This window comes from Bradyrhizobium sp., from assembly GCF_036735945.1.
Classification (GTDB): Bacteria; Pseudomonadota; Alphaproteobacteria; order Rhizobiales; family Xanthobacteraceae; genus Bradyrhizobium.
This window is the reverse complement of the sequence record NZ_DAINNI010000009.1, coordinates 54,469-76,977: the sequence shown is the minus strand read 5'-3', so window position 1 is coordinate 76,977 and position 22,509 is coordinate 54,469. Positions and strand designations below refer to the sequence as shown.

Genomic DNA, 22,509 nt, shown 5'->3' with positions numbered 1-22,509 from the left:
CGTCGGAGAGCGCAGGCTAGCGGTGTGCGTTCAACAAAGCGTAAAGGATGTTCCGCGGCATCGCTGTCGTCGGGGCAATCCAGCAGGGCCCGACAAAAAAGGCCCCGGCGATGCCGAGGCCTTTAAAGCACCTGAGTGAGGCTTCGCTTACTTCAGCGAGCTCGAGATGGTGTTGAAGTTGCTCGACAGCTTGCCGCCGAGGCCGTTGACGGCGGTGATGATCGCGATCGCGATGCCGGCGGCAATCAGGCCGTACTCGATGGCGGTGGCGCCGGACTCATCCTTGACGAAACGCGAAACGAGATTCTTCATAGATATAACTCCTGTGTACACGTGGCTGGTCGAACTTAAGTTTGGTCTCGCGGCGTTCTCAGCACCGTGACCATGGCGTCACCCTAGGGTGCGACAATTTCGGCGCAGTTAATTCGACCACGCAAAAATGCGAGGAACTTGCAGATATTGAGCACAGTAAACGTCGCATTAAGGCGTTCGATAAAATGCAGCGCGGAAGGATGCTCGTCCTTTATCGGCAGGACTCCTTCGTTCAAGGTTTCTCCTTCGTTCAAGGCTCCTCCTTCGTTCAAGGCTCCTGCATCATTCACGGCTCCTTAAGCGCGACGCTATACCGCTGAGGTCTCCGATCGAATGAGGCCCTCATGTCCAGCCCGCTAATGCAAGTCATCGAAGTCGTCGGCCAGACGATGACGAAGGTCGTACCGGTTACGGTCGCGCTCGCGCTCGTGTTCACGGTGCTCTCGCATTTCTGGGCCTGCAATCCGGGCAAGCCCTGGTGGCGCAAGAGCGAGCTCATCACCGATATCTGCTACTGGTTCTTCGTGCCGGTGTTTGCGCGAGTATTCCGCATCGGGCTATTGGTGCTGGGCGCATCCGTCGTCTTCAACATCAACGAGCCGGATGCGCTGATCGCGTTCTACGAGGATGGCCATGGACCGCTGGCGCAGCTTCCGCTCTGGATGCAGGCGCTGCTGTTCCTGGTCGCGTCGGATTTCATGCTGTACTGGCTGCATCGCATGTTTCATGGCGGCGGGTTCTGGAAGTATCACGCCATCCACCATTCTTCGGAAGATCTGGAGTGGATCTCGGCGGCGCGTTTCCACCCGGTCAACCTGTTCATCGGAACGATCCTGGTCGATGTGATCCTGCTGATGGCCGGCATTTCACCCAACATCATGCTGTGGGTCGGGCCGTTCACGACCTTCCACTCCGCGTTCGTTCACGCCAACCTGAACTGGACGCTCGGGCCGTTCAAATATGTGCTTGCCACGCCGGTCTTTCATCGCTGGCATCACACCTCGCTCGAAGAGGGCGGCAACACCAATTTCGCGGGCACCTTTCCGATCTGGGATATCCTGTTCGGAACGTTTCGCATGCCGGAGAACCGGCTGCCTGACGGCTATGGCGTGGAAGATGGTGAACAGATTCCGAACGAGATCGGCGGGCAACTGGCCTATCCGTTCCGCCACTAGCCCGGCCGGCAATTTCGCATGCACGCCGAAGTCGGAGCGATCCAGCGGGAAAAGGCTTTCAGCCTTGGCGGCGTTCCGGCATGGCTCTGGCTTGGCATCGGCGTTTACGCGCTGCTGCTTGCTGACGGCCGGACGCTGCTGACCGACGCCGACACCTACTGGCAGATCGCGGTCGGTCAGTGGATCCTCGATCACGGCGCTCTGCCGCGCGTCGATATCTATTCCTTCAGCAAGCTTGGCGAGGCCTGGATTTCATCTTCCTGGCTTGCGCAAGTCATCTATGCGGTAAGCTACAATCTTGCCGGCTGGACCGGGCCGGTCGTGGTCGCGGCCGGCGTGATCTCCGCGACCTTCGCCCTGCTGGCGCATTATCTGGAGCGCCGCATTCCATCGACCTATGCGGTGCTGGTCGCGCTGGCGGCGATGGTGCTGTCGATGCCGCATTTCCTGGCGCGTCCGCACGTGCTGGCGATGCCGCTCATGGTTGCCTGGACGCACGGCCTGATGACGGCGAGCGAGCGGCGTCAGCCGCCTTCGTTCTGGTTGCTGCCGCTGATCGCGCTGTGGGCCAATCTGCACGGCGGCTTCGTGTTCGCCCTGGTGCTGGCCGGCGGCTTCGCGGTCGATGCGCTGTGGAACACCGAGCCGCCGCTGCGCAAGCCGCTGGCGCTGCGCTGGATCGCATTCGGCGTCGCGGCCCTGGCGGCCTGCTGCGTTACCCCTTACGGCTGGGAATCGATCCTGGCTTCGCGCAAGATTCTGGATCTCGGCGAACTCTTGCGCCTCCTCACCGAATGGGCGCCGCCGAATTTCAGCACGCTCAGCCCGTTCGAACTGACGATCCTCGCCCTGATCGCCGGCGCGCTCCATTTCGGGGTCAAGCTGTCGCCGCCGCGGATCGTGCTGCTGCTCGGCCTGCTGCATATGGCGCTCTCGCATGGCAGGAACGTCGAGGTGTTGGCGCTGCTGCTGCCGATCGTCGTGCTGACGCCGGTGTCACAGCACTTCGCGTTGCAGTCTTCTCCGCCCCGCAGGATGGCGTCTGTTGCAGCGGCGATGCTGGTCGTCACGCTCGGCGCCGCGACCTGGGCCTGGGCGGCGCATTGGACGTATTCGCCTCCGAAAAGCCTGTCGCCGGCCGCCGCGGTCGAGGCCGTAAAAGCCCACGGTGTGCGGCGGGTTCTCAATGATCGTGCCTTCGGCGGCTATCTGATCTGGCGGCAGACGCCCGTCTTCATCGACGGAAGGGCCGAGCTGTACGGCGAGCAATTCACCATGGCCTATTACAACGCGGTGGAGCTCAAGGACGTCGGCCAGCTCGTCGGTCTGCTCAAGGACTATGACATCGACGCCCTGCTGCTGCAGCCCGGCATGCCGGCGGCGAGCCTGCTCGATCATCTCGGCGGGTGGCGGCTTGTGCATGCCGACGATGCGGCGGTTCTCTACGTGCGCGGCAGTTGACCGATGAGCGCAGCAGAATTTCCCGGTACTTCGCGAGCTGTCGGTATGAATGGCGGCATTGCCGTGACCTCTGACGAAAGGACTTCCATTCTCGGACGGGTGCCAGCCTGGCTGTGGGTCGGCATCGCGGTTTATGCGCTCGCGCTGATCGGCGGCCGCCTGCTTCTGGGCGATTCCGATACCAATTGGCACATCGCCGTGGGCCAATGGATCATCGATCAGCGCGCGATGCCGCGCGTCGACATCTATTCCTTCACCAAGGCGGGCGAACCGTGGACCTCGTCCTCCTGGCTGGCGCAGGTGCTGTATGCGGTGAGCTACAACCTTGCGGGCTGGACCGGAGTTGTGGTTCTCCCCTCGACCGCGATCGCCGCAACGTTTGCGCTGCTCACGCATATTCTCGGCCGCCGCATCCCCGCCAGCTACGCGGTCGCCGTCGCCGTGGCCGTGCTGGTGCTCTCGATGGGACATCTGCTGGCGCGGCCGCACGTGCTGGCGTTGCCGGTCATGGTCGCGTGGGTGCATGGCCTGATCTCGGCGAGCGAGCGCGGCAAGGCGCCGTCGCCCTGGCTGCTGCCATTGATCGCGCTGTGGACGAACCTGCACGGCGGCTTCATGTTCGGGTTGATGCTGGTCGGCGCATTCGCGCTCGATGCGCTGTGGAATGCCGCGCGTGAGCGGCGTATCCCGCTGGCGCTGCGCTGGGCGGTGTTCGGCATCGGCGCTTTGCTGGCCTGCTGTGTCACGCCCTATGGCTGGGGATCGATCCTCGCCGCACGCAAGATTCTCGATCTCGGCGAATTGCTGCATCTGATCTATGAATGGATGCCGGCGGATTTCAGCAGGCTCGGCGCCTTCGAGCTCACGATCCTGGCGCTGATCGGCGGCGCGCTCTACGGCGGCGTCAGGCTCACGCCGCCACGGATCGCGCTGGTGCTCGGCCTGCTGCACATGGCGCTGTCCCATGTCCGAAACGTCGAGATCTTCGCGCTGCTGCTCCCGATCGTCGTGCTTGCGCCGGTGGCATCGCAGTTCGCGTTGCGGCCGGCCTGGCCTGCGCGCAGCGGCGCCCCGATGCCCCTGACGGCGGCGATCCTGATCCTGCTCGGCGGCTGGAGCTGGCTGGTCGCGGCGCATACGAATTTCGCGCCGCCCCAAAGCCATTCGCCGACGGCCGCTGTCGACGCGCTGAAGGCCCTCAATCCGAAACGCGTGCTGAACGATCTGCCGTTCGGCGGCTATCTGATCTGGCGGCAGATTCCGGTATTCGTCGACGGCCGCGCCGAACTCTATGGCGAAGCGTTCGACGTGGCGTATTACCGCGCCATGCAGCTCAAGGACGTCAACCAGCTGCTCGACATTCTCAGGAAATGGGACATCGACGCCGTGCTGCTGACCCCGCACACCCCGGCCGTCGGCGCGCTCGACCATATCGGTGGCTGGCGGCGCGCCTATGCCGATGAGAACGCCGTGCTGCACGTTCGCTCGCCCAACTGATCCGGCCGCTCCGCGGGCCACGCGCGAACTGGCGCGCGGAGCGTGATTCTGCTACGCGGGCCGGATGAACCTGCCGGCCGAAATCATCGAGATGCTGGGCCAGACCCTGGCCAAGGTGGTGCCGGTGACGATCGCGCTGGCGCTGGTGTTCTCGGTGCTGGCGCATTTCTGGGCCTGCAATCCGGGCAGGCCTTGGTGGCGCAAGCGCGAACTCGTCACCGATGTCTGCTACTGGTTCCTGGTGCCGCTGTTCGCGCGCGTGTTCCGCATCGGCCTCCTGGTGCTCGGCGCCGCCCTGCTGTTCGGGATCAGCAACGCCGACGCGCTGATCGCCTTCTACGACAACGGCCATGGCCCGTTGTCGCACCTGCCACTGTGGCTGCAGGCGATCCTGTTCCTGATCGCCGCCGACTTCATGATGTACTGGCTGCACCGCATGTTTCATCGCGGCGGCTTCTGGAAGTATCACGCGATCCATCATTCGTCGGAAGATGTCGACTGGATTTCGGCGGCGCGCTTTCATCCCGTCAACCTTCTGCTCGGCACCATCGGCGTCGACGTCGCGCTGCTGCTGGGTGGGATCTCGCCGGGCGTCATGCTCTGGCTCGGGCCGTTCAACATTTTTCATTCGGCCTTCGTCCACGCCAATCTGAACTGGACGCTCGGGCCGTTCAGATACGTCGTGGCGACACCAATATTCCACCGCTGGCACCACACCTCGCGGGCGGAGGGCGGCGACACCAATTTCGCAGGCACCTTTCCGCTCTGGGACATCCTGTTCGGCACCTTCCGCATGCCGCGGGATCGCCTGCCGGAAGGGTACGGCGTGGACGACCAGCCCTCGTTCCCCCGCGAGATCATCGGCCAGATAGCCTATCCATTCCGCAAATAGGGCCCGCCTCTGGCCTGAAATGGCGCGGATACCGGCCGGCGGCGGATTTCTTGGCCCAATCCCGGGCCTATTTGCCCTTTGTTCACGAATTATCGTCAGATTCACCAGTGTTGGGCGCCGGCTCCGCTGCGTATCGCCATTGCCGGCCTGTTGATGCCCCGAGGTAGAGTATGTCGTTCAGGTTCCAGCGTTTCGGATTTCGTTCCCTCGTTGCAGGACTCCTGCTGTGGCCGGCTGTCAGCCTTGCCGCGCCGGATCCGGATCGCATCGCCGTTTATGTCGACCAGGCGAAGCTCGTGAAGCTTCCCGCCAAGGTCTCCACCATCGTGGTCGGAAATCCGCTGATCGCGGACGTGACCCTGCAGAGCGGCGGCATCATCGTCGTCACCGGCAAGGGCTACGGCGCGACCAATTTCATCGCCATGGATCGCAATGGCGAGGTGCTGGTGGACCGCCAGATTCAGGTCGAGGGACCGACCGATCAGCTCGTCACCGTGTATCGCGGCGTCGAAAGGGAATCCTATAGCTGCATGCCGATCTGTCAGCGCCGCGTGACGCTCGGCGACGGCGATGGCTACTTCAAGACCGCCATCGACCAGGCCGGCTCGCTCTCCAGCCAGGCTGCCGGTTCGGCGGGCGGCGCCACCAAGTAAGCTGATCGGCTTCTCGAAGGCCCGCCGGTACATCCGGCGGGCGGCATCGGTCCCGGCCTGCCGCTACGGTTAAGATGCGGTTAACGGAATGGGTCGCTCTGGCCGAATTGGCCGAAACACTTCAACAATCTGTTTTGGATAGATTCCTGCGGCAAGTCTCCTCGCGTTCTGAGGTTCTTTCGATGCCGCCTGCTACAGCTCCCAAGACGACTATCCTGCGCCGGTTTGGTCGCAACCGAACGGGCACCGCTGCCGTCGAGTTCGCACTGGTCGCGCCAATCTTCTTCGCCGTCCTGTTCGCGATCATCGAACTGGCGATGATATTCTTTGCCAGCCAGGTTCTCGAGACCGTGACCCAGGATACCTCGCGCCTGATCATGACGGGCCAGGCGCAGAACGCGGCCTTCACCCAGGCGCAATTCAAGAACGCGGTTTGCGCCAAGCTCACCGTGATGTTCGATTGCGTGAACGGCATCTCGATCGACGTGCAGAGCTACAAGACCTTCGCCTCGGTGAATATCAGCGACCCGATCGACGCTGGAAAAAATTTCGTGCCGCCGAACAACTATCTTCCCGGCGCCGCCGGCGACATCGTCGTCGTGCGGCTGTTCTACAAATGGCCGCTGTTCGTCACCGGCCTTGGCTTCAATCCCGCCAATCTCAGCGGAAATCAGCGGCTGTTGACGGCGACCGCCGCGTTCCAGAACGAACCCTACTAAGGCAAACGGCAATGAACCTGATCAGGAAAATCTGCCTTCGATTGCGCCGCCGCGCGGTCGAGATGCGCGACAACACCAGCGGCCTGGCGGCGATCGAATTCGCGATGATCATCCCGTTGATGGCGTTGATGCTGGTTGGAACCAACGAGTTTGCGGCCGGCGTCGCCATCGACCGCAAGGTGACGATCATGGCGCGCACGCTGTCGGACCTGACGTCGCAGAACACTTCGGTGTCCGATACGCAGTTCACCAACTTCTTCAATGCCGCCAACGCGATCATGACGCCTTACGCATCTTCGCCGGTGCAGGGCACGATCTCGGAGCTCTACGTCAATCCGAGCACGCTGAAGGCGCGGGTGCAGTGGAGCAATGGCGCCAACGCGCGTACCGCGGGCGAAATCATGGACATCCCCGATGCGCTCAAGATCGCCGGCACCTACCTGATCCTCAGCGAGGTCAAGTACAAGTACGTGCCGAGCGTTGCCTGGTTCATCAACAAGGTGAACGGCATCACGCTGACCAATTTCTCCTACACCCGTCCGCGCCAGGGACTTTGCGTGATGTACAACACCTCGGTCTGCACCACGACCTGAGCCGCACGCGCTCCGATCGAATGAGCGCGGAGAAGACGCGCGCGTAGAGAAAACCAACCCACGAAAAAAAGGCCGCTCCATTGGCGCGGCCTTTTGATTTATTCGGCGGTGATATGCCGGGACGCTGCGCGCGCCCCGCGCAATCGCTCAACCGGCGGCGCGGAGATTGTCGGCCGAAGATTTGCCAGAGCGGCGATCTGCCACGATTTCGTAGGAGATCTTCTGGCCTTCACGCAACGTTCCGAGGCCGGCACGTTCGACAGCGCTGATGTGCACGAACACGTCATTGCCGCCGTCGTCCGGCTGGATGAAGCCATAGCCTTTGGTCGCGTTAAACCACTTCACGGTTCCCATGCTCACTGGGGTAGTCCCTTCTCAGATATACAAGTCGTAGCCCGTCTCGCGACGGGCTGGTGAGATCGAATTTTTGGAAGGGTCGTCAGCGTCTAAACCGGCTGTACCGGTGGATAGCTAATGTCGTCCGGCCGAAAATCGATCCCCAATATTATTCGATAGAGGCCCCCAAAACAATCCTGACGTGCACAAAAATTGATTCGGCCGGCCAGCCGCCCGCATTCGCGCACGACAGGAGCCTGCCGGGCGCGTTTTCAAGGGACGTTAAGGGTTCGTTTACCGACGGCGGAACTGGCCGCCGCGCGGCGGCCCGCCGCGGGGAGCACCGGCTGTCGGAGGACGCTCGTCCTTGTGACGGAAGATCAGGCGCCCTTTCTCCAGATCGTAGGGTGACATTTCGACCGTGACCCGATCGCCCGCGAGCGTCTTGATCCGGTTCTTCTTCATCTTGCCCGCAGTATAGGCAACGATCTCGTGCCCGGCGTCGAGCTGGACGCGGTAGCGCGCATCGGGGAGGATTTCGGTCACCAGTCCTTCGAACTGGATCAGCTCTTCTTTAGCCATGGTGGTCTCCAGGTCGATCGAGGCTAGCGCTGCGGTCGTTGGCTGCGGTTCGGTTGATTATTCGGACGGCTCTCGCGATGCAAGAAGGCGACGCCTTGAATGCCCTCGCCGTGGCCGCCCTGGCCCTTGCCGCCCTCACGCGCCGGACGCGCCCCTTCGTGCCGGTTCGGCTGCGGCGGCGCATTATTACCACCACCGCGGCGCCGTCGGCGAGGGCCTTTTGCGGCCTGCGCCTGTTCGCTGGAGCGGCCGCCATGGGGACGTGCCCCGGGCCGTCCGTTGCGGTGCTGGACGGGGTGCGGCGCGGCCGGAGCGGCGTCGCGGCTGCCCGGCGTCCGCCGGTCTTCCCGCGGCAGCGTGATGCGGATCAGCCGCTCGATGTCGCGCAGATAGCCCATCTCCTCGGCGCCCGCGATCAGCGAGATCGCAACGCCCTCGGCGCCGGCGCGGGCGGTACGCCCGATGCGGTGCACATAGGTTTCGGGCACGTTGGGCAGGTCGAAATTCACCACATGGCTGACGCCGTCGACATCGATGCCGCGGGCGGCGATATCGGTGGCGATGAGGGTGCGGATCTCGCCGGAGCGGAACGCCGCCAGCACGCGCTCGCGGTGGTTCTGCGATTTGTTGCCGTGGATGGCGTTGGCCTCGATGCCGGCCCTGGCCAGCACCTTCACCACCTTGTCGGCGCCGTGCTTGGTGCGGGTGAATACCAGTGCGCGGTCGACCGGTTCCTGCTTCAGGAGCTGGGCCAGCACGGCCGGCTTGGCCGCGAAATCGACCTGGATGATGCGCTGGGCGATGCGGTCGACCGTCGAGGCCACCGGCGTCACCGCGACCCGGGCGGGATCGCGCAGCATGGACTCGGCGAGTTCCGCGATGTCCTTCGGCATGGTGGCCGAGAAGAACAGCGTCTGCCGCTTGATCGGCAGCTTGGCCACGACTTTGCGGATGTCGTTGATGAAGCCCATGTCGAGCATGCGGTCGGCCTCGTCGAGCACGAGGAACTCGACCTGGTTCAGCTTCAGCCCGTTGCTCTGGACGAGGTCGAGCAGGCGGCCGGGGGTCGCCACCATCACCTCGACGCCCTGCATGACCGAGCGAACCTGACGGCCCATCGGCACGCCGCCGATCGCCAACGCGGAGCTCAGGCGGATATGGCGGCCATAGGCGTTGAAGCTGTCGAGGATCTGGCCCGACAATTCGCGAGTCGGCGACAGCACCAGCACGCGGCAGCTCTTGGGCTGCGGGCGGATGCGGTTTTCCAACAGACGGTGCAGGATCGGCAGCGCGAAGGCCGCGGTCTTGCCGGTTCCGGTCTGGGCAATGCCGACGACGTCGCGGCCGGCTAATGCGAGGGGGATGGTCTGGGCCTGGATGGGCGTAGGCGTGTGGTAATTCTCTTCCTTGAGCGCACGCGAAATGGGATCAGCGAGGCCGAAATCCTGAAAGGAGGTCAAAAGGGTGGTTCTTTCCATAAAAGAGCAGGCGCCCGGCAGTCGGCCAGGAGCGCGCGAGTGTGTCTTTGGGACACCCGCGTGTTGGGGGCGTCGGTTTTGCTAGCTGAAGGGGGCAAGCCAGAAACCGCAAAAGACGGGATCAGAACACGCGGCTCGCAGGGACCTGATGATTCTCTAGGTCACGCGCATCATATGGCGCACACCACCGGCTCTTTCAAGGCGAATTCCGCCCCGGAGCCTGATGCGGTTAAGGAATCCGATCAACCGGAGGGCGCTCGCTGCCTTTCAGAAACCTGAACGATCAAAATTCGTGCAAGAAATTTAGCCAATTTCCAGACCTTGCATAAAAAATAGACTGTTTGCCGCCAAAGCATACATTTCCACTGTCCAAAAAACAGGCGAGCTTTCTGCCGCTGGTTTCCGCGGACTCCGGATTCCCGAACGATTAGATAGGCTTATCGCGCCCCCAAGGCGTGGCATGGTTCTTGCGATTCCCTTAACGCAGGCGGCCGTGGGGCCGTTTCGCAGCGTTTAACGCCTGCGTCAGGGAGATGACACCTCATGCTTACTCAATTGACTCACGATATAGCGACGATGAGCCGCCGTCGCTGGCTGGCGGCCACCGCCGGCCTGGTTTTGGGCCTGGCTTCATTTTCAAGCGCCAGGGCCGCTGACGATACCATCAAGGTCGGCGTCCTGCATTCGCTCTCCGGCACCATGGCCATCAGCGAAACCACGCTGAAGGACACCATCCTTTTCCTGATCGACGAGCAGAACAAGAAGGGCGGCGTGCTCGGCAAGAAGCTCGAAGCCGTCGTGGTCGATCCCGCCTCGAACTGGCCGCTGTTTGCCGAAAAGGCCCGCGAGCTGATCACCAAGGACAAGGTCTCGGTCGTGTTCGGATGCTGGACCTCGGTGTCGCGCAAGTCCGTGCTCCCGGTATTCAAGGAGCTGAATTCGATCCTGTTCTACCCCGTGCAGTACGAGGGTGAGGAGAGCGAGCGCAACGTGTTCTACACCGGCGCCGCGCCGAACCAGCAGGCGATCCCCGCGGTCGACTACCTGATGAAGGACGAAAAGGTGAAGCGCTGGGTGCTGGCCGGCACCGACTACGTCTATCCGCGCACCACCAACAAGATCCTCGAAGCCTACTTGAAGTCGAAGGGCGTCAAGCAGGAAGACATCATGATCAACTACACGCCGTTCGGTCATTCCGACTGGCAGACGATCGTGGCCGACATCAAGAAGTTCGGCTCGGCCGGCAAGAAGACCGCCGTGGTCTCCACCATCAACGGCGACGCCAACGTTCCCTTCTACAAGGAGCTCGGCAACCAGGGCGTCAAGGCGACCGACATCCCGGTGGTTGCGTTCTCGGTCGGTGAAGAAGAGCTCGCCGGCATCGACACCAAGCCGCTGCTCGGCCATCTCGCCGCCTGGAACTACTTCCAGTCGATCAAGTCGCCGGAGAACGACAAGTTCATCAAGGCCTGGCAGGCCTACACCAAGAATCCGAAGCGCGTGACCAACGATCCGATGGAAGCGCACGTGATCGGCTTCGACATGTGGGTCAAGGCGGTCGAGAAGGTGAAGTCGACCGATCCGGACAAGGTGATCGACGCTCTGCCCGGCATCGAAGCCAAGAACCTGACCGGCGGCGTCTCCAAGATGCTGCCCAACCATCACATCACCAAGCCGGTGTTCATTGGCGAGATCAAGGCCAACGGCCAGTTCGACGTGGTGTGGAAGACCCCGGGCCTGGTGGCAGGCGACGCCTGGTCGAAGGAGCTCGACGGCTCCAAGGACCTGATCGGCGACTGGGTCGGCAAAAAGTGCGGCAACTACAACACCAAGACCAACAAGTGCGGCGGTCAGGGCTCCTAACCCCTGCCTGACCTGTAACGACAAACTTCCAAGAGAATGACCAAGAACGGAGAAGGCGGCGATGTCGCCGCCTTCTCCTAAACACTCCTGCCGGGGTCGTAACGTGTCTGCAAATTTCATTCACCGCTTGCGGGCGCTGCTGCTCGCTGTCTTCCTGACTGCTTCCTTCGCGGCGCCGGCGCTGGCGGGTCCGTTCGAGGATGCCGTCGCCAAATTCGCCAACGACGATTTCTCCGACACCGATGAAGCGATCGGCGCGGTGGCGAGTTCGGGCAATCCGCTGGCCATTCCCATCATCAGCGCGCTGCAGGACGGACGGCTGTCCGCCGATCCCGACAGCAAGAAGGTGTTCGTCACCGGAAGCGACGGCAAGATCATCGACGCCGCCACGGGCGCTGCGGTCGACAAGCTGCCCGACAATGCCGCCGCTGTCCGCCTCAATAACCGATTGCGCCGCACCGTGGAGGCCGCGCTCGGCGGCCTGACGCTGCTGTCGCCGGATCCCGCCAGGCGCATCGCCGCCGCGCAGTCGGTGTTCAAGAGCCATGAGGAGAGCGCGCTCGCAACCATCGACGACGCACTCGCCAAGGAGACCAGCAAATCCGTGAAGACGGCCTTCACCGAGGCCCGCGCCGCCATCCTGCTCTATAAGCCCGACGCCAGCGAGGTCGAAAAGCTCGAGGCCGTCGCCGTGCTCAAGGCGAAGGGCGACCAGGAGGCGATGGCGCTGCTGACCGGGCTGCCAAGCGACCAGCCGCCGAATGTCGCCCGTGCGGCGACCAGCGCGATCGCCGCGATCCAGAGCAATCTGGCGATGTGGTCGATGGTGCAGAACGCCTGGTATGGCCTGTCGCTCGGCTCGGTGCTGCTGCTCGCTGCGATCGGGCTTGCGATCACCTTCGGCGTCATGGGCGTGATCAACATGGCCCATGGCGAGATGGTGATGATCGGGGCCTACACCACCTTCGTGGTGCAGGAAGTCATTCGCACCCGCTATCCCGCCCTGTTCGATTACTCGCTTTTGATCGCGGTGCCGCTCGCCTTCCTGGTCGCCGGCGCGATCGGCGTCCTGATCGAGCGCGGCATCATCCGCTTCCTCTACGGCCGCCCGCTGGAGACGCTGCTCGCGACCTGGGGCCTGTCGCTCGTGCTGCAGCAGGCGGTGCGCACCGCGTTCGGCCCGACCAACCGCGAGGTCGGCAATCCCTCCTGGATGAGCGGCGCATTCGAGCTCGGGCAGATCACCATCACGTACAACCGGCTCTGGATCCTGGTCTTCACGCTGGCCGTCTTCGCCATCCTGCTTGCCATGCTGCGCTACACCGCGCTCGGGCTCGAGATGCGCGCGGTGACGCAGAACCGGCGCATGGCGGCGTCGATGGGCATCGCCACCTCGCGCGTCGATGCGCTGACCTTCGGCCTCGGCTCCGGCATTGCCGGCATCGCCGGCGTGGCGCTGTCGCAGATCGACAATGTCAGCCCCAATCTCGGCCAGAGCTACATCATCGACAGCTTCATGGTGGTGGTGTTCGGCGGCGTCGGCAATCTCTGGGGCACGCTGGTCGGCGCCTTCACGCTCGGCATCGCCAACAAGTTCCTGGAGCCGGTGGCGGGCGCGGTCCTCGGCAAGATCGCCATCCTGGTGCTGATCATCCTGTTCATCCAGAAGCGTCCGCGCGGCCTGTTCGCGCTCAAGGGCCGGGCGGTGGAAGCATGACGCCGCACGTTCTCACCCGTTCGCTCGACCGCGGCGCGGCGCTCTTCATCCTGATCGTCGCAGGGCTCGGCATTCTCATCCCGCTGTCGAACCTGCTGCTGCCTATTGGCTCGATGTTCCAGGTGCCGACCTACCTCGTGGCGCTGTGGGGCAAATATGTCTGCTACGCCATCCTCGCGCTCTCGATCGACCTGATCTGGGGCTATTGCGGCATCCTCTCGCTCGGCCACGGCGCGTTCTTCGCGCTCGGCGGTTACGCGATGGGCATGTACCTGATGCGGCAGATCGGCAGCCGCGGCGTCTACGGCAATCCGCTGCTGCCCGACTTCATGGTGTTCCTGAACTGGCCGAAGCTGCCGTGGTACTGGTACGGCTTCGACATGTTCTGGTTCGCGGCGCTGATGGTCGTGGTGGTGCCGGGCCTGCTGGCGTTTGCCTTCGGCTGGTTCGCCTTCCGCTCCCGCGTCACCGGCGTCTATCTCTCGATCATCACGCAGGCGATGACCTACGCGCTGCTCCTCGGCTTCTTCCGCAACGATTTCGGTTTCGGCGGCAACAATGGCCTGACCGATTTCAAGGATATCCTCGGCTTCAACGTGCAGGCCGAAGGCACGCGCGCCGCGCTGTTCTTCCTGAGTTGCGCCGCGCTGATCGGCGCCTTCCTGATCTGCCGCGCGGTCGTCACCTCCAAGCTCGGCAAGGTGCTGGTCGCGATCCGCGACGCGGAATCGCGCACCCGCTTCCTCGGCTACCGCGTCGAATCCTACAAGCTGTTCGTGTTCACGCTGTCGGCCTGCATGGCGGGTGTGGCCGGCGCGCTCTATGTGCCGCAGGTCGGCATCATCAACCCCAGTGAATTCTCGCCCGGCAACTCGATCGAGGCGGTGATCTGGGTCGCGGTCGGTGGCCGCGGCACGCTGGTCGGCGCCGCGCTCGGTGCCGTCGTCGTCAACTACGCCAAGACGTTCTTTACCTCGGGTGCGCTGGCGCCGTACTGGCTGTTCATGCTGGGCGCGCTGTTCATCCTGGTCACGCTGCTGCTTCCCAAGGGCATCATCGGCACGTTCAACGCGTGGTGGGAGCAGCGCAAGCCCGGTTTCGGCAGTGGCGCGGCAGCAAGCGCTGCGCTCGAAGACGGCGCCGAGCCGAAACCGAATCCGGCGGAGTGAGCACATGAACGTCATGGACACCCGCAAGACTTCGGCCATCCTCTATCTCGATGGCGTGCATGTTTCTTTCGACGGCTTCCACGCCATCAACAATCTGTCGCTGGCGCTCGAGCCCGGCGAGATGCGCGCCATCATCGGCCCAAACGGCGCCGGCAAGACCACGATGATGGACATCATCACCGGCAAGACCAAACCGGACGAGGGCGTGGTGCTGTTCGACGGCACCACCGACCTGACGCGGCTCGACGAGACCCGCATTGCCGAACTCGGCATCGGCCGCAAATTCCAGAAGCCGACCGTGTTCGAAAGCCAGACCGTGCAGGACAATCTGCTGCTGGCGCTCAATGTCGATCACAGCGTCAAGGGCACGCTGTTCTGGCGCGGCAACAGGGACGAATCCGAGCGCATCGACAAGGTGCTGGAAACCATCCGCCTCACCGATGCGCGCCATCGCCTCGCCGGAAGCCTGTCGCACGGCCAGAAGCAATGGCTCGAGATCGGCATGCTGCTGGCGCAGGATCCGAAGGTCCTGCTGGTCGACGAGCCCGTCGCCGGGATGACCGATGTCGAGACCCACCTGACGGCGGAACTGCTCAAGCAGATCAACCGCAACCACACCATCATGGTGGTCGAACACGACATGACGTTCGTGCGCGAACTCGGCGTCAAGGTGACGTGCCTGCATGAAGGAACCGTGCTGGCGGAAGGGACCATCGATCAGGTCTCGTCGAATGAGCGGGTGATCGAAGTGTATTTGGGAAGATAGGGGCGCGAATGGCGAATAGCGAATGGCGAGTAGGGAAGTGGTTCAACGACTTCTATTTGCTATTCGCCATTCGCCATTCGCTACTCGCCAAGAGGCACCGACGATGCTGGACGTGAAAAACATCAATCTCTATTACGGCGCGGCGCAGGCGTTGCGCGGCGTGTCGCTGACCGCCGAGCCCGGCAAGGTGACCTGCGTGCTCGGCCGCAACGGCGTCGGCAAGACATCGCTGCTGCGCGCGCTGGTCGGGCAATACCCGATCTCCTCGGGCAGCATCACCTTCGACGGCGAGGACATCAATCCGCTGAAATCCTACGAGCGCGCGCGGCGCGGCATCGGCTTCGTGCCGCAGGGCCGCGAGATCTTTCCGCTGCTCACGGTGGAAGAAAATCTCAAGACCGGGTTCGGTCCCTTGAAGCGCGATCAGCGCAACATTCCCGACGACGTCTACTCGCTGTTTCCGGTGCTCAACACCATGCTGAGCCGGCGCGGCGGCGACCTTTCCGGCGGCCAGCAACAGCAACTGGCGATCGGCCGGGCGCTGGTGATGCGGCCGAAACTGCTGCTGCTGGACGAGCCGACCGAAGGCATCCAGCCCTCGATCATCAAGGACATCGGCCGCGCCATTTCCTATCTGCGCAACCTCGGCAGCATCGCGATCGTGCTGGTCGAACAATATCTCGACTTTGCCTGCGAACTCGGCGACAATTTTGCCGTCATGGATCGCGGCGCGGTGAAATATGCCTGCGACCGCGCCGATCTCGATCCTGCCGAGATCAGCCGCCAGATGGCGCTGTAGGCCTCGCGGGTCGGGTTCAAGTCGTAACGCCGTTGGGGGACGGATGCGGACCGAAACTGCCCGCGCGGCATCAGCCATCTTCGCCGCCAACCGCGCCCGGGGCGCGGTCCGGTTCGGCGTGCATCTGCAGGATGGCGTCACCCGCCGCGGCGACCTGCATGAGTCAGGCTCGCTGCGCGTGCGCTTTCCCTCGCCCGAGGCCGAGGGGCTGTCGGGCGTATTCGTCAACACCGCCGGCGGCATCGCCGGCGGCGACCGCTTCGACATCGGCATCACGGCCGGCGAGGGGGCGCGGCTGACGCTGACGACGGCGGCGGCCGAAAAGGTCTATCGCGCGCCCGGTCCCGCCGCGCAGCTCGATATCGCGCTGAAGGCGGAGCAGGGCGCGCATCTCGCCTGGCTGCCGCAGGAGACCATCCTGTTCGACCGTGCGCGGATTGTCAGGCGCATCGATATTGAGCTAGCCGAAGACGCCTCGCTTCTGCTCTGCGAAATCGTGGTGTTCGGCCGCACGGCGATGGGCGAGAAGATGCTCCACGGCGAGTTCGTCGACCGCTGGCGGCTGCGCCGCGGCGGCCGGCTGGTGTTCGCGGAGACGATCCGGCTCGACGGAGACATCGGCGCCAGGCTGGCGCGGCCGGCGGTCGCCAAGGGCGGCGCCGCCATCGGCACGGCACTGATCGTGCCCGGCAGTGAAGCGGTCCTGGAACGGATGCGCGAAGCATCCGAAACGTTCGGCGGCGAGGTCGGCATCTCCTGCTGGAATGGATTTGCAATGGCGCGCTTCTGTGCCCAAGATGCCGCGCGGCTGCGTGCCGACATGATAACGGTGCTCGGCCGTGCCTCTCCCACGCCGCTGCCGCGGCTGTGGCTGAACTAGTTCTCTCAACACCAGAGTGCCCGCATGAATCTTTCTCCCCGCGAAAAGGACAAGCTTCTGATCTCGATGGCCGCGATGGTGGCGCGCCGGAGGCTGGAGCGCGGCGTCAAGCTCAACCACCCCGAAGCGGTCGCGATCATTTCCGATTTCATCGTCGAGGGCGCGCGCGACGGCCGCACCGTCGCCGAACTGATGCAATCCGGCGCGCAGGTCATCACCCGTGCGCAGTGCATGGACGGGATCGCGGAAATGATCCACGACATCCAGGTCGAGGCGACGTTTCCTGATGGCACCAAGCTCGTCACGGTGCACGAGCCGATTCGTTAGTTGTTCGTCATTCCGGGGCACGCGAAGCGTGAACCCGGAATCCAGAGGTTGTTATCTCGAACTTCCGGGTTCGATGCTGCGCATCGCCCCGGAATGACGGAGGAGGAAAGATTGATCCCCGGCGAACTCTTCATCAAGGACGGCGAGATCGAGCTCAATGCCGGCCGCAAGACGGCGACGCTTACCGTCGCCAACTCCGGCGACCGTCCCATTCAAGTGGGCTCGCACTACCATTTCTTCGAGACCAATCCCGCGCTGAAGTTCGACCGCAAGAAAGCGCGCGGCATGCGCCTCGATATTGCCGCCGGCACCGCCGTCCGCTTCGAGCCCGGCCAGACCCGCGACGTGCAGCTCGTCGCGCTCGCGGGCAAGCGCACCATCTACGGCTTCCGCGGCGATGTGCAGGGGAAGCTGTGATTTGCAGTGAGGTGACCACGCCGTCAGGGCTCCCCCTTGCGGCGTAGGGTTGGGGAGAGGGCATCCCGCGACTCCCGCTGCACATGATTTCCACTTCGAACATAACGAACGACAAGGCTGGAGCCTGACATGTCCGTGAAAATCAAACGTTCCGTCTATGCCGACATGTTCGGGCCGACCACCGGCGACAAGGTGCGGCTGGCCGATACCGATCTCATCATCGAGGTGGAAAAGGATTTCACCGTCTATGGCGAGGAGGTGAAGTTCGGCGGCGGCAAGGTGATCCGCGACGGCATGGGCCAGTCGCAGGCGACCAACAAGCAGGGTGCGGCGGATACCGTCATCACCAATGCGCTGATCGTCGATCACTGGGGCGTCGTGAAGGCTGATGTCGCGATCAAGGAAGGCATGATCGCCGCGATCGGCAAGGCCGGCAATCCCGATATCCAGCCCGGCGTCACCATCGTGATCGGTCCCGGCACCGACGTGATCGCGGGCGAAGGCAAGATCCTCACCGCCGGAGGGTTCGACAGCCATATCCATTTCATCTGCCCGCAGCAGATCGAGCACGCGCTTATGAGTGGCGTCACCTCGATGCTCGGCGGCGGCACCGGCCCCTCGCACGGCACGTTCGCGACCACCTGCACGCCCGGGCCCTGGCACATGGGGCGGATGATCCAGTCGTTCGATGCCTTCCCGGTCAATCTCGGCATATCCGGCAAGGGCAATGCCGCGCGCCCGGCCGCGCTGGTCGAGATGATCAAGGGTGGCGCCTGTGCGCTGAAGCTGCATGAGGACTGGGGCACCACGCCGGCCGCGATCGACAATTGTCTCAGCGTTGCCGACGATTACGACGTGCAGGTGATGCTGCATTCGGACACGCTGAACGAATCCGGCTTCGTCGAGGATACGGTGAAGGCGTTCAAGGGCCGCACCATCCACGCCTTCCACACCGAGGGCGCCGGCGGCGGCCATGCGCCTGACATCATCAAGATCGCCGGGCTAAAGAACGTGCTGCCGTCCTCCACCAACCCGACGCGCCCGTTCACTCGCAACACCATCGACGAGCATCTGGACATGCTGATGGTGTGCCACCATCTTGATCCCTCGATCGCGGAAGACCTCGCCTTCGCCGAGAGCCGCATCCGCAAGGAAACCATTGCCGCCGAAGACATCCTGCACGATCTCGGTGCGCTCTCGATGATGTCGTCGGACTCGCAGGCGATGGGCCGGCTCGGCGAAGTCATCATCCGCACCTGGCAGACCGCCGACAAGATGAAGAAGCAGCGCGGCGCATTGCCTGAGGACAAGGGCAACGACAACGACAATTTCCGCGTCAAGCGCTACATTTCAAAATACACCATCAACCCCGCCATCGCGCATGGCGTCTCGAAACTGATCGGTTCGGTTGAGAAGGGCAAGCTCGCCGATCTCGTGCTGTGGTCGCCGGCGTTCTTCGGCGTCAAGCCGGATTGCATCATCAAGGGCGGCTCGATCGTTGCCGCGCCGATGGGCGACCCCAACGCTTCCATTCCGACGCCGCAGCCGGTGCACTACCAGCCGATGTTCGCAGCTTTCGGAAAATCGCTGACGGCGTCCTCGGTGGTGTTCACCTCGAAGGCGGCCATCACGGGCGGTCTGGCGCGCAAGCTCGGCATCGCCAAGAAGCTCTACCCGGTTAAAAATACCCGCGGCGGCATCTCCAAGAAGAGCATGATCCATAACGGCGCCACCCCGAAAATCGAGGTCGATGCCGAGACCTATGAGGTGCGCGCAGACGGCGAGCTCCTGACATGCGCGCCGGCGGAGGTTCTGCCCATGGCGCAGAGGTATTTCATGTTCTAAGGTCTCTCCCGGAACTGTATCAAGAACAAGAGTCCGGGAGGATACAAGTGATTTACGTTGTCGCAACGCTGACCATCAAGCCGGAAACCCGCGCCGATTTCATCGCCGCCGCCACCGCCTGCATCAAGGAAACCCGCAAGGAGCCCGGCAACATCGCCTACGATCTCCACGAAAGCGTCACCGATCCCGCCAAGATGGTGTTCGTCGAGCAGTGGGAAAATGCCGAGGCGCTGGTGCCGCATCGCGGCGCCGAGCACATGAAGACGTTCGGCCGCGTCGCTGTGAAATGCATGTCGGCGCCGCCCAGGATCGAAGTCATTACGCCTGAAAAAGTCGATGTCCGCTAATCAAGAAGAAACCAGGGAGAACAACTCATGATCTACGTTATCGCCACCACGCCGATGAAGCCGGAAAACAAGGACGACTTCATCAAGGGGCACAAGGCCTGCACCGTCGAGACGCTGAAGGAAAAGGGCTGCATCTCCTATGAGGGCCATGTCAGCGTCAACAATCCCAATTTGTATGTGGTGGTGGAGCGCTGGGAGACCCGCGACGACCTCAACGCCCACGGCCGCGCGCCGCACATGAAGGTGTGGCGGGAATATTCCTCGCAGATGAAGACGGCGCCGACGGTGATCGAGATCATCAGCGACGGCAAGGTGGAGAAGTTTTAGCAAAGCGTTTTCAAGCGAAGTGGAACCGGTTCGCGTGAAGAAAACGCGTCAAAACATAAGGCACCCATGATCCGCGCGACCAGAGTTCTTGGCCAGCATCGCTGGACGCAATCCGCAGCCGATACCGTCGTGCTCGATTTCGACGACCGGCACCGGCGGCGGATGGCGATGACCGGCACGCGCGGGCTTGAATTCCTGCTCGATCTCGAGAATGCGGTGGCGCTGCGCGGTGGCGATGCGCTGGTGCTGGAGGACGGCCGGCTGATCGAGGTCGTCGCGGCCGCCGAGCCGCTGATCGAGATCCGCGGCGCCGATCCGCTGCATCTGGTTCGCATCGCCTGGCATCTCGGCAACCGCCATCTGCCGACCCAGATCATGCCGAAGGGACTGCGCATCCGCCGCGACCACGTCATCGAGGCGATGGTGAAGGGGCTGGGTGCGCGCATCATCGAGATCGAGGCACCGTTCGATCCCGAGGGCGGCGCCTATGCGCAAGCCTCCCATGATCATGCCGCGCACCCTCACGGCCACGATCACCACCACCATCACCACGACGAGCATTGCGACCACGATCATCACCACCACGATCACTCCCATGCTCATGACCGCAAATGAGCAGGCTCCTGCCGATGCGCCTGGCGGGATGAATTCGGAGCAATCCGCCTCGCTCTACCGGCTGATGACCTGGCTGTCGCCGTCCTTCCCGGTCGGCGCGTTCTCCTATTCCAGCGGCATCGAATGGGCGGTGGAGGCGGGCGACATCACCAATGCCGCCGCGCTGCGCGACTGGCTGGGGGCGATGCTCAGCGACGGCTCCGGCTTCTGCGATGCCGTGTTTCTGGCGCAGGCACACCGCGCCGCATCCGCGCAGGGTGACGCCCCGCTGCGCGGGATCGCCGAGCTCGCCGCGGCCTTCGTGCCTTCGCGCGAGCGCCAGCTCGAAACCTCGACGCAGGGCCGCGCCTTCATCGAGATCGCCCGTTCGGCCTGGCCCTGCGAGGGGCTCGACGGCCTGATCGCGGCTTGCGGCGGCGATACGGTCTATCCCGTCGCGGTCGGCATCGTCAGCGCCGCCCATGGCGTGCCGCTGGCGCCGGCGCTGCAGGCGTTCCTGCATGCTGTCGTGGCGAACTGGATTTTCGCCGGCGCGCGCCTCGTGCCGCTTGGCCAGACCGACAGCCAGCGCATTCTGGCCAGCCTCGAAGCCGATGTCGCCGCCACCGCTGGGCGAGCGCTGACAGCATCGCTCGACGATCTCGGCAGCGCCACCTTCCGCGCCGATCTCGCCGGCCTGCGTCATGAGACGCAGTACACGCGGCTGTTCCGGTCATGAGATGGCACGCCGTAGCCCGGATGGAGCGCAGCGTAATCCGGGACAGTCACGCGTTTGGATCAACCGCTCCCGGATTTCGCTGCGCTCCATCCGGGCTACGATTCCAGAAGTGAAGGAAAGAGCACCGCACATGTCTAAATCTCACGGCCCGCTCCGCATCGGCGTCGGCGGCCCCGTCGGCTCCGGCAAGACCGCGCTGATGGACCTGCTCTGCAAGTCGATGCGCGAGCGCTACGACATTGCCGCGATCACCAACGACATCTACACCAAGTGGGATGCGGAATTTCTGGTGCGCTCGGGCTCGCTGACGCCGGACCGCATCGCAGGCGTCGAGACCGGCGGCTGCCCGCACACCGCGATCCGCGAGGACGCCTCGATGAATCTCGCCGCCGTTGCCGACATGCGCGCGAAATTTCCCGATCTCGATCTGGTGCTGATCGAATCCGGCGGCGACAATCTTGCCGCGACGTTTTCGCCCGAGTTGGCCGATCTCACGATCTACGTAATCGACGTTGCCGCCGGCGACAAGATCCCCTCCAAGGGCGGCCCCGGCATCACCCGCTCGGACCTGCTGGTGATCAACAAGATCGACCTCGCGCCCCATGTCGGCGCGTCGCTGGAGAAGATGGATACCGATGCAAAGCGCATGCGGGGCGAGCGTCCCTTCGTGATGACCAATTTGAAGAAGAGCGTAGGACTCGACCGCATCATCGGCTTCATCGAGGCCAAGGGCGGCCTGCGCCCGGCGGCGAAGGCCAAATGATGCGGACCCGATAACGCATAAGCGGTCAGCCCAGCGGCTGGGCCAAGCGCCGAACATTAACATTAACGGCCGATCCGTCGCCGCTGCCCTTTGAATTGTCCGTTTGCGCCGGAACCAAATCGGCCTTCCCGGCTTATCAACTTCTGGCCCCGCCAAATCAGCGTTAACGGCGGCCTTCGCATGTTGCCCGCTGCCACCTCTCAGTTGCGTGCTGATGATCGCTCCGTCATATTTGCCGCGGTTGGCGTTCGCGTCATT

At 63.5% G+C, this 22,509-nt stretch carries 26 protein-coding genes; 21 read left to right on the top strand and 5 right to left on the bottom strand.

From position 1 onward, the window contains the following. Positions 1-147: 147 nt before the first annotated feature. Positions 148-312 (bottom strand): Flp family type IVb pilin, encoded by a 165-nt coding sequence (locus V7E26_RS05420; RefSeq protein WP_324414293.1) that lies wholly within the window; start codon positions 310-312, stop codon positions 148-150. Between the two features lie 83 nt (positions 313-395). Continuing rightward, positions 396-566 carry a hypothetical protein gene (locus tag V7E26_RS05415; RefSeq protein WP_324414291.1) on the bottom strand — a complete coding sequence of 57 codons (171 nt, stop codon included), beginning with the start codon at positions 564-566 and terminating at the stop codon, positions 396-398. Positions 567-656: 90 nt separating this feature from the next. On the opposite strand from V7E26_RS05415, the gene V7E26_RS05410 reads away from it, so the two are divergent. The 7 genes from V7E26_RS05410 (at position 657) to V7E26_RS05380 (ending at position 7,302) form a co-directional block, all read left to right on the top strand. Beyond that, a complete protein-coding gene (locus V7E26_RS05410; RefSeq protein WP_324414289.1) occupies positions 657-1,487 on the top strand; it encodes a sterol desaturase family protein in 831 nt (276 codons plus the stop codon). Positions 1,488-1,505: 18 nt separating this feature from the next. Then, positions 1,506-2,948, top strand: a complete 1,443-nt coding sequence (locus V7E26_RS05405; protein WP_324414287.1) for a hypothetical protein — start codon at positions 1,506-1,508, stop codon at positions 2,946-2,948. Between the two features lie 63 nt (positions 2,949-3,011). Beyond that, entirely contained in the window at positions 3,012-4,445 is a 1,434-nt protein-coding gene (locus tag V7E26_RS05400; RefSeq protein WP_324414285.1) for a hypothetical protein, read from the top strand. Positions 4,446-4,509: 64 nt separating this feature from the next. Then, entirely contained in the window at positions 4,510-5,337 is an 828-nt protein-coding gene (locus tag V7E26_RS05395; RefSeq protein ID WP_324414283.1) for a sterol desaturase family protein, read from the top strand. Between the two features lie 170 nt (positions 5,338-5,507). Beyond that, positions 5,508-5,990, top strand: coding sequence for a pilus assembly protein N-terminal domain-containing protein (locus tag V7E26_RS05390; RefSeq protein WP_324414281.1), 483 nt, complete (start codon positions 5,508-5,510; stop codon positions 5,988-5,990). A 182-nt stretch (positions 5,991-6,172) separates the two neighbouring features. After that, positions 6,173-6,709 (top strand): TadE/TadG family type IV pilus assembly protein, encoded by a 537-nt coding sequence (locus tag V7E26_RS05385; protein WP_324414279.1) that lies wholly within the window; start codon positions 6,173-6,175, stop codon positions 6,707-6,709. Positions 6,710-6,720: 11 nt separating this feature from the next. Then, positions 6,721-7,302, top strand: a complete 582-nt coding sequence (locus V7E26_RS05380; RefSeq protein WP_324414277.1) for a TadE/TadG family type IV pilus assembly protein — start codon at positions 6,721-6,723, stop codon at positions 7,300-7,302. A gap of 147 nt (positions 7,303-7,449) precedes the next feature. On the opposite strand, the gene V7E26_RS05375 is transcribed toward V7E26_RS05380, so the two are convergent. The 3 genes from V7E26_RS05375 to V7E26_RS05365 all read right to left on the bottom strand — a co-directional run bounded on the left by V7E26_RS05375 (position 7,450) and on the right by V7E26_RS05365 (position 9,698). Next, positions 7,450-7,662 carry a cold-shock protein gene (locus V7E26_RS05375; protein ID WP_002714433.1) on the bottom strand — a complete coding sequence of 71 codons (213 nt, stop codon included), beginning with the start codon at positions 7,660-7,662 and terminating at the stop codon, positions 7,450-7,452. 270 nt (positions 7,663-7,932) lie between these two features. Further along, positions 7,933-8,220: a translation initiation factor IF-1 gene (gene infA, locus V7E26_RS05370; RefSeq protein ID WP_324414237.1), complete on the bottom strand. Its 288-nt coding sequence runs from the start codon at positions 8,218-8,220 to the stop codon at positions 7,933-7,935. 23 nt (positions 8,221-8,243) lie between these two features. Continuing rightward, positions 8,244-9,698 carry a DEAD/DEAH box helicase gene (locus V7E26_RS05365; RefSeq protein ID WP_324414235.1) on the bottom strand — a complete coding sequence of 485 codons (1,455 nt, stop codon included), beginning with the start codon at positions 9,696-9,698 and terminating at the stop codon, positions 8,244-8,246. A gap of 576 nt (positions 9,699-10,274) precedes the next feature. On the opposite strand from V7E26_RS05365, the gene urtA reads away from it, so the two are divergent. The 14 genes from urtA to ureG all read left to right on the top strand — a co-directional run bounded on the left by urtA (position 10,275) and on the right by ureG (position 22,251). Then, positions 10,275-11,561: an urea ABC transporter substrate-binding protein gene (gene urtA, locus V7E26_RS05360; protein ID WP_324414233.1), complete on the top strand. Its 1,287-nt coding sequence runs from the start codon at positions 10,275-10,277 to the stop codon at positions 11,559-11,561. Positions 11,562-11,664: 103 nt separating this feature from the next. Next, complete coding sequence (urtB, locus tag V7E26_RS05355) at positions 11,665-13,278, top strand: urea ABC transporter permease subunit UrtB (RefSeq protein WP_324414231.1); 1,614 nt, start codon at positions 11,665-11,667, stop codon at positions 13,276-13,278. Further along, positions 13,275-14,447, top strand: a complete 1,173-nt coding sequence (gene urtC / locus V7E26_RS05350; RefSeq protein WP_324414229.1) for an urea ABC transporter permease subunit UrtC — start codon at positions 13,275-13,277, stop codon at positions 14,445-14,447. The genes urtB and urtC overlap by 4 nt, the downstream gene beginning before the upstream one ends. Before the next feature lie 4 nt (positions 14,448-14,451). After that, entirely contained in the window at positions 14,452-15,213 is a 762-nt protein-coding gene (urtD, locus tag V7E26_RS05345; protein WP_324414227.1) for an urea ABC transporter ATP-binding protein UrtD, read from the top strand. A gap of 103 nt (positions 15,214-15,316) precedes the next feature. After that, positions 15,317-16,012: an urea ABC transporter ATP-binding subunit UrtE gene (urtE, locus tag V7E26_RS05340; protein ID WP_324414225.1), complete on the top strand. Its 696-nt coding sequence runs from the start codon at positions 15,317-15,319 to the stop codon at positions 16,010-16,012. Positions 16,013-16,055: 43 nt separating this feature from the next. Next, positions 16,056-16,892 carry an urease accessory protein UreD gene (locus tag V7E26_RS05335; protein ID WP_324414223.1) on the top strand — a complete coding sequence of 279 codons (837 nt, stop codon included), beginning with the start codon at positions 16,056-16,058 and terminating at the stop codon, positions 16,890-16,892. A 24-nt stretch (positions 16,893-16,916) separates the two neighbouring features. Continuing rightward, the gene (locus V7E26_RS05330) at positions 16,917-17,219 is read left to right on the top strand and encodes an urease subunit gamma (RefSeq protein WP_324414220.1); all 303 of its coding nucleotides are present in this window, start codon (positions 16,917-16,919) and stop codon (positions 17,217-17,219) included. Positions 17,220-17,330: 111 nt separating this feature from the next. After that, positions 17,331-17,636 carry an urease subunit beta gene (locus V7E26_RS05325; RefSeq protein ID WP_324414218.1) on the top strand — a complete coding sequence of 102 codons (306 nt, stop codon included), beginning with the start codon at positions 17,331-17,333 and terminating at the stop codon, positions 17,634-17,636. Positions 17,637-17,765: 129 nt separating this feature from the next. Continuing rightward, positions 17,766-19,481 (top strand): urease subunit alpha, encoded by a 1,716-nt coding sequence (ureC, locus tag V7E26_RS05320; RefSeq protein WP_324414216.1) that lies wholly within the window; start codon positions 17,766-17,768, stop codon positions 19,479-19,481. Between the two features lie 47 nt (positions 19,482-19,528). Beyond that, positions 19,529-19,828 carry a putative quinol monooxygenase gene (locus V7E26_RS05315; RefSeq protein ID WP_324414214.1) on the top strand — a complete coding sequence of 100 codons (300 nt, stop codon included), beginning with the start codon at positions 19,529-19,531 and terminating at the stop codon, positions 19,826-19,828. A 27-nt stretch (positions 19,829-19,855) separates the two neighbouring features. Then, positions 19,856-20,155, top strand: a complete 300-nt coding sequence (locus V7E26_RS05310) for a putative quinol monooxygenase (protein WP_057858350.1) — start codon at positions 19,856-19,858, stop codon at positions 20,153-20,155. Between the two features lie 66 nt (positions 20,156-20,221). After that, the gene (gene ureE, locus V7E26_RS05305; RefSeq protein ID WP_324414210.1) at positions 20,222-20,770 is read left to right on the top strand and encodes an urease accessory protein UreE; all 549 of its coding nucleotides are present in this window, start codon (positions 20,222-20,224) and stop codon (positions 20,768-20,770) included. Continuing rightward, the gene (locus V7E26_RS05300) at positions 20,751-21,488 is read left to right on the top strand and encodes an urease accessory protein UreF (protein WP_324414338.1); all 738 of its coding nucleotides are present in this window, start codon (positions 20,751-20,753) and stop codon (positions 21,486-21,488) included. The genes ureE and V7E26_RS05300 overlap by 20 nt, the downstream gene beginning before the upstream one ends. Positions 21,489-21,618: 130 nt before the next feature. Beyond that, positions 21,619-22,251 (top strand): urease accessory protein UreG, encoded by a 633-nt coding sequence (gene ureG, locus V7E26_RS05295; protein WP_324414208.1) that lies wholly within the window; start codon positions 21,619-21,621, stop codon positions 22,249-22,251. Positions 22,252-22,509: the final 258 nt, after the last annotated feature.